The sequence below is a fragment of the Streptomyces anandii JCM 4720 genome (genome assembly GCF_014650655.1).
Classification (GTDB): Bacteria; Actinomycetota; Actinomycetes; order Streptomycetales; family Streptomycetaceae; genus Streptomyces; species Streptomyces anandii.
On sequence record NZ_BMVJ01000005.1, the window covers coordinates 257,354 to 268,279 of the forward strand.

A 10,926-nucleotide genomic window follows, 5' to 3' on the forward strand; every position below is an offset into this window, starting at 1 on the left:
GCCGCCGGCCGCCGGGCTTCCGGCCCTGACGGCCCGGGGGCGCTGTCGCAGCGCACGCGTGTGTCGGCACCGGCGACCGCCGCCACTGGAGGGAAGCTGGCTGTCATGCCTGTCTCGGTCGCCCTGTTCACCTCCGACCTGCGGTTGCACGACCATCCGGCGTTGCGTGCGGCGCTGGAGGGCGCCGACGCGGTCGTGCCCCTGTTCGTGCGCGACCGCGCCGTCGAGGCCGCCGGGTTCGCCACCCCCAACCGCTCCGCCTTCCTCGCCGACTGCCTGAGCGACCTGGACGGCTCGCTGCGAGACCGCGGCGGACGGCTCGTGGTCCGTTCCGGCGACCTGGTGGCGCAGGTGTGCCGCGTGGCGGCGGAGGCGGACGCCCGCGAGGTGCACATGGCGGCCTCGCACAGCGCCTTCGCCGCCCGCCGGGAGGAACGCCTCCGGCACGCGCTGGAGCGCGACGGGCGGCGGCTGTCCGTGCACGACGCGGTGACCGTGGCGGTCCCGCCCGGCGAGGTGACCCCCTCGGGCTCGGACCACTACGCCGTCTTCACGCCGTACCACCGGCGCTGGGCACAGGTCCCTCTGCGCCCGGCCCTCGCCGCCCCGCGCAGCGTCCCCGTGCCGGAGGGGGTTCACGGCGAGCGGCTGCCCGCCCGCGGCGAGGTCACCGGCGTCTCGCCCGCCCTGCCGCCCGGCGGTGAGAGCGCGGGGCGCAAGCGGATGACCGCCTACTGGCGCAGCGGCCTCGACGCCTACGACGACACCCGCGACGACCTCGCCGCCGATGCCACCTCCCGGTTCTCCGCACATCTGCACTTCGGCACGTTGTCCCCGGTGGAACTGATCCACCGGGCCCGGCGCGACGACGGGCCGGGCGCCCGGGCGCTGGTACGGCAGCTCGCCTGGCGCGACTTCCACCGGCAGGTCCTCGCCGCCCGCCCCGACGCCGCCCACGCCGACTACCGCACGATGGGCGACGTCTGGCGCACCGAGCGCACGGCGTCGGAGGACATCGAGGCATGGCGTCAGGGCCGGACCGGTTACCCGGTGATCGACGCGGCGATGCGTCAGCTGCGTCACGAGGGCTGGATGCACAACCGGGCCCGGCTGCTGACCGCCGGCTTCCTGACCAAGACCCTCTATGCCGACTGGCGGATCGGCGCGGCCCACTTCCTGCACTGGCTCGTCGACGGAGACATCGCCAACAACCAGCTGAACTGGCAGTGGGTGGCCGGCACCGGCACGGACACCCGCCCCAATCGGGTCCTCAACCCGGTCCTGCAGGCCAAGCGCTACGACCCCGACGGCACGTACGTCCGCCGCTGGGTGCCCGAGCTGGCAGGCGTCGACGCCCCGGCCGTCCACGAGCCGTGGAAGCTGAGCGCCAGGGCCAGGTCCGCGCTGCACTACCCCGATCCGATCGTCGACCTGGCCGAAGGCCTGGACCGGTTCCGCCGGGCCCGCGGCCGAGCGGAAGCGAAGTGATCGCGGCCGCGGCCGGCGGACCGGCCGTGACCGGGACGTCCTCGGTCAGCGGTTGCGGCGGACGATCGAGGCGTTCAGGGCGGTCGCGAAGCAGCACCAGGCGGCATACGGCGCGAGCGCCAGTGCCGCCGTGCGGTCCACACGTGCGGTCCGCCGCAGCAGGTCGGCGTTGCTCAGGTCGAGCAGGAGGGTGTCGGCCAGTGCGGCCGCGGGGCTGCGGCGGGCGAAGAAGAGCCAGTTCCAGCCCGCGTTGAGTGCCAGGTTCACGGCGAGGCCGGCCACGAGTGCCCCGCGTCGGCGCCGGTCCCGTGTCCGGCCGAGTGCGTGGCCGCCGGCGTAGGCGATCGTCGCGTACAGCGGCGTCCACACGGCGCCGAACGCCCAGGAGGGCGGCTGCCAGTCCGGTGTGCGCAGCGCCCGGTACCAGGCGCTGTCGGGGTCGGTCGCCCTCGCCCCGGCCACGGCCGCGGCGGCAACCGCCGTCGCCACCGCGCCGTAGCGGAGCGGGGCCGCGGGCGGGGGAGTGTCGCTGCTCGTGCTCACGAACGTCATACCTGCCGCGTGCCCCACGAGTGCCGTTGCTCACCCGCCCGGGCCGACGTCGGGGCGGGCGGTGTGGTCGGGAGCCCCGTTCGTACGGCGGACCTCCTTGAGCTCCGCCTCGTAGAGATGGTCCCTGCCGTCGGCCAGTTCCCGGCGAGCCGCATGCTCGAGGCTCTTGAACGGCTCGTAGTACGTGGAGTTGTAGGCCTCGATGATCTGGAACGTCCAGTGGCCCGGAATGACGTTGCGTCCCAGGATCTCGCGCTGTACCCGGTCGGCCCAGGCGCCGTGGCCCGCGTCGCGCAGCAGCTTCACCGCCCGGTCGAGCTCGAAATCGGCGGTACCGGTGAGCTGGTGGAAGCCATAGAGGAGTCCGCGGGCCCGTTCGGTGGTCTCCAAGGCCTTCGACAGCGAGCCGAGGGCCTCTACGGTGAGGTCCGATGCGCCCGGCGGTCTCTGGTGTCGCTCATCCGGCCCGTCGTGGTGATCGCTCATGATCTAGAGCATTGCCCCGTGCGGCCGTCGTCGCACTCGTCCCTTCGAGGGTGAGTGGCCGCGGGGTCACGCGGTGACGGGGCCGAGGTGGGCGTCCAGCGCCGCTTCGATGAGCCGGCCGGGGCCGTCGTCGGGGTCGCCGAGGGCAAGGGGCAGGCTGCCCCAGGACCACAGCTGGGCGACGCCGTGCAGATTCGCCCACAGGGCGGACGCGGTGACGACAGCCGAAGGCCCCACCGCCTCTGCCCGGCACCGAGCGACGAGCTCGACGACGTCCTCGAACATCGGAAGGGTCGCCTCCCGCAGCCGCGGCCCGTCCGGGCCTGCGCTCTCGTGGCCGCTGTCGAGCAGGTCGTGCCGGAACATCAACTCGAACATGCCGCGCCGTTCCAGCGCGTAGGCGACGTACACCTGGGCGAGTGCCCCCAACTTCTCGCGCGGAGCGTCCGCTCCGGCCGTGGCCGCGGCGGACCGCGCGCCCAGTTCCTCGAAGCCCCGGCGGGCGACGGCCGACAGCAGCGCCCGGTGCGTCGGGAAGTAGCGCCGCGGCGCACCGTGGGAGACACCGGCCCGGCGGGCGATCTCCCGCAGGCCCACCGAAGCGGTGCCTTCGGACAGCACCAGCTCCACGCCGACATCGACCAGCCGCTCCCGCAGGGCTCCCTCGGCATCCATGGGTAGTGTCTACCAAACGTTGTTCCCGTCTTTCATGGCGGCCCGGGTGATGTTGCGGGCCATGCCGCCGAAGACGAGGGCGTGGAACGGCCACACGCACCACCAGTAGGCGTGCCCCAGCAGGCCGCGCGGGTGGAACAGAGCGCGCTGCCGGTACAGGGTGCGCCCCGCCTCGTCGGTGTCGACGCGCATCTCCAGCCAGGCGAGGCCCGGCAGCCGCATTTCGGCACGCAGGCGCAGCAGGTGACCGGGCTCCATCTCCTCCACCCGCCAGAAGTCCAGCGAATCACCTACGCGCAGGCGCTCGGCGTCGCGTCGGCCCCGGCGCAGGCCGACCCCTCCGACGAACCGGTCCAGCCGGCCCCGGACGGCCCACGCCAGCGGAAAGGAGTACCAGCCGTTGTCGCCGCCGATGCCCTCGATCACCTTCCACAGCGCCTCCTCGGACGCGTCGACCGGCGACTGCCGCTCGTCCTGATAGAGGCTGCCCCCGGCCCAGTCCGGGTCGGTGGGCAGCGGGTCGCTGGGCGCCCCGGGCACGGACGCCGACGACCAGCGGGTGGCGACCTGGGCCTCTCGCACCTTTTGCAGGGCCAGAGCCAGCGCCTGGTCGAAGGGCATCGGCCGGCCCGGCAGGTCGGGCACGTGGCGAGCGATGTCGTGTTCGTGGCAGACGACTTCGTGGCGCAGCGACTCGGTCAGGGGCCGGGCGAGGGAGGCGGGTACCGGGGTCACGAGTCCGACCCAGTAACTGGACAGCCGGGGAGTGAGGACCGGTACCGGCACGATGAGCCGGCGCCGCAACCCGGCGACCTCCGCGTAGCGGCGCATCATCTCGCGGTACGTGAGGACGTCGGGGCCGCCGATGTCGAACGCCCGGTCGACATCCGCCGGCATGGTGGCCGAGCCGACGAGGTAGCGCAGCACGTCACGGATCCCGATGGGCTGCGTACGGGTGCGCACCCAGCTCGGGGTGACCATGACCGGCAGCCGCTCGGTGAGGTAGCGGAGCATCTCGAACGACGCCGATCCCGAGCCGATGACGACGGCTGCCCGCAGTACCGTGGCCGGTACGGGTCCCTGGAGGAAGATCCGCCCCACCTCGGCGCGCGACCTCAGATGCGGGGACAGTTCCCGTTCCGCGATGCCCTGCGGGGTGAGGCCGCCCAGGTAGACGATCCGCCGCACACCGGCCGCGTGCGCCTGCTCGGCGAAGACGCGGGCCGAACGGCGGTCGGTGTCCTCGAACCCGGAGCCGGATCCGAGGGCGTGCACCAGGTAGTAGGCGACGTCGATGCCGCGCATGGCGGAGGCGACGGAGGCAGCGTCCGTGACATCGCCCCGGGCGGTCTCGACGTCCGGGGCCCAGGGATGGTCACGGAGCTTGCCGGGGGAGCGGGCCAGGCACCGGACCCGGTGGCCCGCCCGCAGCAGCTCCGGCACCAGCCGGCCCCCGACGTACCCGGAGGCGCCGGTGACCAGGCAGTGCAGACGCTCGCCGTCGCCGTGCCCGTCCGTGCCCACCACACGAGGATAAGTCGCGGGGCAGCCGGATGCGCGGCGGGCGGTCCGCGCGGAGCCAGTTACGAGGTAGTGACAATCGGGGGCCAACGCTTTGCTGCGCCAACCGCTCTTCTTCGAGGAAAGAGCACCAATTAGGGGATTTGGAACCTTAGTTGGTGTAAAGGGAACGAAGAAACCCAAGGAGATCCGCGCATGAAGCGTGGTATGAAGCGGCTCGCGGTGGTCGGTGCGCTGGGTGTGGCCTCGGCGGCGCTGGCCGTGTCCCCGGCGTTCGCGAAGGGCGACATCTCGATCCAGGCCACCCCCCACACCGCGCATGTCGGCCACGTGGTGAAGGTGCACGGCCAGGGCGACGACGACGCCGAGTGGAACACGATTCTCGTCATACAGGAACGGTCCGGCAAACCCGGCCACTGGGGCCACTGGCACGCCGTCGCGAAGAGCTTCGACGGCGACGCGCGCGCGAAGGTCAAGGTCACGCACCCGGGCCAACTGCAGTTCCGTTCAGTGCTGTACGCGACCGACGAGCACCACCAGCACCCCAGGACGGACCGCGTCTCCGCACCGGTGACGGTCCATGTCGTGCGCTAGGCATTTCTGACGGACGATCAAGCCGGCCCGGAACTGATCGAGCCCGCCACGGCACCGCTTGATCACGTTCCGGGCCCGCTCATCGGCGGGCCGCCGAGCGCCACCAGGAAACCTGGGGCCCGAGTGTGACGGACGACACTTGCCGTGTGTCCGGACTTGCCTGTTCCGGCCATCTTCGTCCCGGCGGGTACGGGGTGGGGAGGTGGAGATTAGATCGATTCACAGTTTCGAGTGACGCACACACTTCTTCACCGAATCTTCAAGCCCACCATGACCTGCACACCTGTCCTCGAAGCGCGATTTCAGCGCAAGCGCGTCCGAAACGATGCGAAGCCGATGGATGTATTGGCTTGCTCACGACAGACTGCGCCTGGACCCAGCACCCGCACGGAGCAGGGTCCGGGTACAGGCGGACTCTGTCCGCCGGCCCGCGTCCCGAAGGTCCGAGCCCATCAGGCACGGACACTTCGACGCAAGAGCGAGCTGCCTGCCCCGTGGCCTGGGGAGATCACCTGGCAGCAGCCCGCTCCACGGTGCTCGGCCCGTACAGTGGGGGTACGGGCCGAGCATTCGTCCCGGGGTGATGCTTCCCATTCGGCCGTCGGTTGAAGCGCGTACTCCTCCGCGCCGTCGGCGCGGCGGGCCGACGGCCGGACCGCGACGTCGCGTTGAAAGGCCGGTCACCATGAGCCGTCCGCTTCTGCACCAGCGCTTCGCCCCGTTGAGCGATGCGCTGCCCCACCTGAGGCTCGGTCAGGCGCCGACGCCGGTCCGGGAGCTGACAGGGCTGACTTGCTCCGTCCCGCTCTGGTGCAAGGACGAGAGCGGTTACGGAGCGGGCGGCTGGGGCGGCAACAAGATCCGCAAGCTGGAGTGGATCCTGCCGGACGTGCGCCGGCGCGGGGCGCGCACTGTCCTCACCGTGGGCGGGCTCGGCACCAACTGGGGTCTGGCCGCCGCTCTCTACGGCCGGGAGCAGGGGCTGTCCACCGCTGTCGCCCTCATCGACCAGCCGATGGACGAGCACGTACGGGCGCAACTGGTACGGCTGCGCCGCTCGGGAGCAGCGTTGCACCGCACCCGCACCAAGCGGCGGACCATCGCCGCCGTCCCCTGGCTCTTACTGCGGCATATGACCGTTCGTGGGCTCCCCTACGTCCTGCCCGCGGGCGGGTCCACCGCTGTCGGAACCCTCGGCTATGTCGAAGCAGCCCTGGAACTGGCCGGCCAGGTCGCGTCGGGCGAGATGCCCGAGCCCTCTCATGTGGTCACCGCGGTCGGCTCCGGTGGCACCGCGGCCGGGCTGCTGCTCGGCCTGAGGCTGGCCGGGTTGCGCACAAGGGTGGTGGGCGTGGTCGTCAACGACACCCTGCGCCTCGACGCTCCCGTCATCGTCGCGCTGGCAGGCAGGGCGGAGAGCCTGCTGCGCAAGCGAGGCGCGGACTTCCCGTCCGCCGCACTTGTCCCCGAGGACGTCACCATGGTCAGGGACTGGCTGGGGCCCGGCTACGGTCACCCCACCGCTGAGTGCGAGCGGGCCCTGTCCTTGGCTGCGACTACCGCGTCGCTGCAACTGGAACCGGTCTACACCGCCAAAGCGCTGGCCGCGTTGATCGCTTTGGCGGATGACGGCCGTCTGGACCCAGGCCCCGTGCTGTTCCTCAACACCTACGGTCCACGTCGGCCCTGACGAGCGGTCCAGTCTCGCCGGAGCGGTGAGACGGTGCGGCGAAAGGATGCCGTCGAACTCGCACATGCCGTGCCTGGCGGGTGAGTTCACACGCGCACTACGCTGACGCCACCGATCAGGCCCCAGGCATCGACACGGACCGTCGGGCCACCCGGCTCGTCGGGACCGTCGTCCCTCACGCCGCCCAGTCGCAGTCCGTGGACCTCGACCCGGACGTCACGGCGCACCCTGAGCCGCACGCCTCCGATCAGGCTCAGCTTGGTGATACGCAGTTCGGCACCGTCGGGTATGTCGACCGCCGTCAGATCGACGTCGGCGCCGCCGATGAGAGAGGCGGTGACGGTCCGCTCGTACAGCGTGGCTCCGTCCAGGCGGTGTCCACCCATCAGGCTCACCTTCACCTGGGTCTTCTGCGGGTTTTCCCCGTTGCTCTTCGTCATGACAAGTACCTTACGTACGACCCCACTTCATGCTCCAGTGCCGCTCGTCCGGCGTTGCGCATGACAAGTGTCACGGGCACCGGGCGGCGTGGCACCGGAGCTGAACCGAACGCCTCTTCGGACATGGACAGTGAGCACGTCCAGGTCATGACGGTCAGATGCTGGGGGCCGCGACGCGGGTGTACGTGAGTGAGTTGCTCGAACCCGCGGGTGTGGTGACTTTGACGGTCACCGCTCCCGCGCTGCCGGCGGGGGCCGTGGCGGTGAGCTGACTCGGTGAGAAGACGGTGAACGGGGAGGGCGCGGAATCGAACAGGACGCCGGTGGCGGTGCCGAGGTTGCTGCCGGTGAGGGTGACGATCGTGGCGCTCTGGGCCGGGCCCTGGGCGGGGGTGAGCGAGGTGAGGACGGGGGTGGCGACGTAGGCGTAGGCCAGGGAGTTGCTGGTGCCGCCCGGGGTGGTGACGGTGACGGCCGCGGTGCCGGCGGCGTGGGCCGGGGTGACCGCGGTGATCTGGGTGGCGGAGTCGACGGTGAACGAGGAGGCCGCCGTACCGCCGAAGCGGACCGCGGACGCGCCCAGCAGGTCGTTGCCGTTCAAGGTCACCGTCGTGCCACCCGTCGTCGGTCCGGAGGACGGCGTCAGAGCGGTGAGCGCGGGTACGGCGACGTAGAAGAAGCGGGCCTGGGGGTCGTCGGAGTTGCTGGTGCCACCGGGGGTGGTGACCGTGACGGCAGCCGCGCCGGCGGCGTGGGCCGGGGTGACCGCGGTGATCTGGGTCGCGGAGTCGACGGTGAAGGAGGCTGCCGGGATCCCGTCGAAGCCCACCGCCGTCGCGCCGGTGAACCCCGTGCCGGTCACTGTCACCGTGGTGCCTCCGGAGACCGGCCCCTGCAGCGGCGTCAGGCCGGTCACCGAGGGCGACGCGACAAAAGTGAAGGAGAGCGGGTTGCTCGTCCCGCCGGGGGTGGTGACCGTGACGGCCGTGGTGCCGGCGGCGTGGGCCGGGGTGACCGCGGTGATCTGGGTGGCGGAGTCGATGGTGTACGAGGCGGCGGGGGTGCTGTCGAAACGCACCGCTGTGGCTCCGGACAGGTTCGCTCCTGTCAGTGTGACGGCGGTGCCTCCGGAGACCGGCCCCTGTGCTGGTGAAAGACCCGTGAGGGAGGGAACCGACGCGGTCACGTAGGTGTAGGTGACCTGCTGTGTGCTGGTGCCCAGACTGGTCGTGACGGTCACCGTCACCGTGCCGGTACCGGCAGGGGCCACCGCCGTGATCTGCGTGCTGCTGTTGACCGTGAAGGTGGCGACCTTCGAGCCGAACCTCACGGTTGTCGCGCCGGTGAAACCGGTGCCGGTCACGGTGACGGTGGTACCGCCGGATGCCGGTCCCTGGCTGGGACTGACGGATGAGACGACGGGGGCGGCCAAGGACTTGCTCCTTCGCTTCACATGAGCGCGTGCACGGGTGGTGGGGGCCGTCCGGGCGGAGGGGGGCCGCCGCCCGGACGGGTTTCAGGGCGCCCACGCGGTACGCGAGCGGCGGGTCGGGTCAGATACCGGGGCCGGCGACGTAGGTGAACGCGCCGAGCGCGGTGTCGGACGCGGCCGGGTTGGTGACCACCACGTCTGCCGGACCGGCGGTACCCGGCGGGGTGACCGCGGAGAGGGTGGTGGCGTTGATCACCGAGAACGGTGCGGCGGTGCCACCGAAGGTGACGGAGTCGGTGGAGTCGAGGTTGGTGCCGGTGATGGTCACCGCGGTGCCGCCGGAGGTCGGCCCGGAGGTCGGTGTGATGGTGCCGATGGTCGGATCGTCGATGTAGGTGTAGCTCAGGCCGTTGTTGGTGCCGCCCGCGGTGGTGACGCTGACGCCCACCGGTCCCGCCACGGTGCCGGCCGGGACGGTGACGGTGAGCTGGTTGTCGTTGACCACGGTGGGAGTGGCGGTCACCCCGCCGAAGGAGACGCTCGTGGCGGTGGACAGGCCGGTGCCCGAGAGGGTGATGGAGTTGCCGCCGGCCAGCGGGCCCGAGGTCGTGCCCAGGCTGGACTTGAAGGGGGCGCCGACGTAGAAGAACGGCACCGGGTTGCTGGTTCCGCCCGGGGTGGTGACGGTGACGCCGACCGTGCCGGTGCCGGACGGCGAGACGGCGGTGACCTGGGTGGCGGAGACCTGGGTGACGTTGGTCGCGGACTTGGTGCCGAACTTCACCGAGGTCGTGTTGTCCAGGTTCGATCCGTTGATGGTCACCAGCGTTCCGCCGCCGGTGGAACCCTGGTTGGGGGTGATAGGCATCAGGTGCTCCTCGTTGGACGATGGGATGGCGAGGAACCGGCAGAGGTGTTCCGGGGCAGTGAGGGCGAGCGTCGAGGCGAGCCGGCGCCCGCGGGCAGGCCGCACCTGGCCGAGAGGCCCTGTGCCCTCTCCCGAGGGCATGGAAAAAACCGGCAAAGCGCTGCCCGTATCGACGTTCCCCCGACACGGGATGGGCAGCCCGCCGGTTCACACTCTCAGTGACCCATGACTCCACAAGAGTGACAAGAGCCGGTCGGCATCCATCACCTGAAAGGAGTAAAGTCGGCGGTCGGTGGTTCGGCTCGAGGGAGAGTCGGGAAAGCGTCCCCACCGGGTGCGGGCCGAGGTGACGTCGGCACCCGGCTCGCCTGAAGACGCCTGGCGAATCCCGCGAAGAGACCGTGAACGCCCGCCACCGTCGGGCCGATCCGGTAGTGTGCGGCGGTTTGCCGCCTTCCGAAGAGCAGCGGCAGGTCGGTCTCTTCACCCGTCCGGACTTCACTGCATGCACACCCGCGACGTCCCTGATCACAGTGGGACTGCCGTGCGCGGCACGCCACCGGCCGAAGCCGGCCTCCGACCCTCGGTGCGTGCTGTTCGCCCGGGAAGCAAGCGGTGAAGGGCATCCGGTCACACGACGGGTCCTTGCCACAACCAACCTAGGGAGAGACCGAGTTGACCGTGCATATTCGAGGCCTGGTCGTGGCCGCACTGATGAGCGCATCCTTGTCGGCCGTCACCACGCCGGCCCTCGCCCAGAACACTCCGGTACCGCAGGGGCCGGTCGTGCCCTGCGGGGACGTCGGTGAGCTGATCCGGCAGATCGTCGCGGGCAACAACCGCGGCTACGGATCGATCACCCTGTCCGCCGGGTGCACCTACCGGCTCACGGCGCCGGCCGAGCCGGGCGGAGCGGACGGACTGCCCGTCATCACCGGTAACCTGGTCATCAGCGGCTCGGGCGCCAGCATCGTGCGCACCGCGACCACGGCGTTTCGCATCGTCGAAGTCGCTTCCCAGGGGACCCTCACCCTCAACCGAACGAGCGTCTCGGGCGGAAGTGCCACCTCGGGTTCCGCCACCACGGGCGGCGGAATCCTGACCGCCGGACGGCTCGTCCTGGTCGACAGCCGGGTCACCGCCAACACCGCCACCGGTGTGGGCGGCGGTGTCGAGGTGG

The 10,926-nt window shown here is 71.2% G+C and carries 10 protein-coding genes and 2 pseudogenes; 4 read left to right on the forward strand and 8 right to left on the reverse strand.

What is annotated here, in order from left to right; translation table 11 throughout:
- The first annotated feature begins 105 nt into the window (after positions 1-105).
- Complete coding sequence (locus IE249_RS11975; RefSeq protein ID WP_189704758.1) at positions 106-1,488, forward strand: cryptochrome/photolyase family protein; 1,383 nt, start codon at positions 106-108, stop codon at positions 1,486-1,488.
- Between the two features lie 45 nt (positions 1,489-1,533).
- Here IE249_RS11975 and IE249_RS11980 read toward each other — a convergent pair whose 3' ends face one another.
- From IE249_RS11980 to IE249_RS11995, 4 genes are all read right to left on the reverse strand, one after another.
- Positions 1,534-2,031 (reverse strand): TspO/MBR family protein, encoded by a 498-nt coding sequence (locus tag IE249_RS11980; RefSeq protein WP_229858213.1) that lies wholly within the window; start codon positions 2,029-2,031, stop codon positions 1,534-1,536.
- Positions 2,032-2,070: 39 nt separating this feature from the next.
- Positions 2,071-2,526 carry a hypothetical protein gene (locus tag IE249_RS11985; protein ID WP_189704760.1) on the reverse strand — a complete coding sequence of 152 codons (456 nt, stop codon included), beginning with the start codon at positions 2,524-2,526 and terminating at the stop codon, positions 2,071-2,073.
- A 66-nt stretch (positions 2,527-2,592) separates the two neighbouring features.
- Complete coding sequence (locus tag IE249_RS11990; RefSeq protein WP_189704761.1) at positions 2,593-3,201, reverse strand: TetR/AcrR family transcriptional regulator; 609 nt, start codon at positions 3,199-3,201, stop codon at positions 2,593-2,595.
- A 9-nt stretch (positions 3,202-3,210) separates the two neighbouring features.
- A complete protein-coding gene (locus tag IE249_RS11995; RefSeq protein WP_189704762.1) occupies positions 3,211-4,725 on the reverse strand; it encodes an SDR family oxidoreductase in 1,515 nt (504 codons plus the stop codon).
- 192 nt (positions 4,726-4,917) lie between these two features.
- Between IE249_RS11995 and IE249_RS12000 the strand changes: the two genes are divergently transcribed.
- Positions 4,918-5,316 carry a hypothetical protein gene (locus tag IE249_RS12000; protein ID WP_229858215.1) on the forward strand — a complete coding sequence of 133 codons (399 nt, stop codon included), beginning with the start codon at positions 4,918-4,920 and terminating at the stop codon, positions 5,314-5,316.
- A 685-nt stretch (positions 5,317-6,001) separates the two neighbouring features.
- Complete coding sequence (locus IE249_RS12005) at positions 6,002-7,006, forward strand: 1-aminocyclopropane-1-carboxylate deaminase/D-cysteine desulfhydrase (RefSeq protein WP_189704763.1); 1,005 nt, start codon at positions 6,002-6,004, stop codon at positions 7,004-7,006.
- 86 nt (positions 7,007-7,092) lie between these two features.
- On the opposite strand, the gene IE249_RS12010 is transcribed toward IE249_RS12005, so the two are convergent.
- From IE249_RS12010 to IE249_RS12020, 4 genes and pseudogenes are all read right to left on the reverse strand, one after another.
- Entirely contained in the window at positions 7,093-7,446 is a 354-nt protein-coding gene (locus IE249_RS12010) for a hypothetical protein (RefSeq protein ID WP_189704764.1), read from the reverse strand.
- Between the two features lie 154 nt (positions 7,447-7,600).
- Positions 7,601-8,686, reverse strand: a complete 1,086-nt coding sequence (locus tag IE249_RS12015; protein ID WP_444544808.1) for an IPT/TIG domain-containing protein — start codon at positions 8,684-8,686, stop codon at positions 7,601-7,603.
- A gap of 6 nt (positions 8,687-8,692) precedes the next feature.
- Positions 8,693-8,899, reverse strand: a pseudogene (locus IE249_RS39840) (IPT/TIG domain-containing protein); the annotation flags it as partial.
- A gap of 100 nt (positions 8,900-8,999) precedes the next feature.
- On the reverse strand, positions 9,000-9,746 hold the full coding sequence (locus IE249_RS12020; RefSeq protein WP_189704766.1) for an IPT/TIG domain-containing protein: 747 nt from the start codon (positions 9,744-9,746) through the stop codon (positions 9,000-9,002).
- Between the two features lie 675 nt (positions 9,747-10,421).
- Between IE249_RS12020 and IE249_RS12025 the strand changes: the two are divergent.
- Positions 10,422-10,926, forward strand: a pseudogene (locus IE249_RS12025) (right-handed parallel beta-helix repeat-containing protein); the annotation flags it as partial.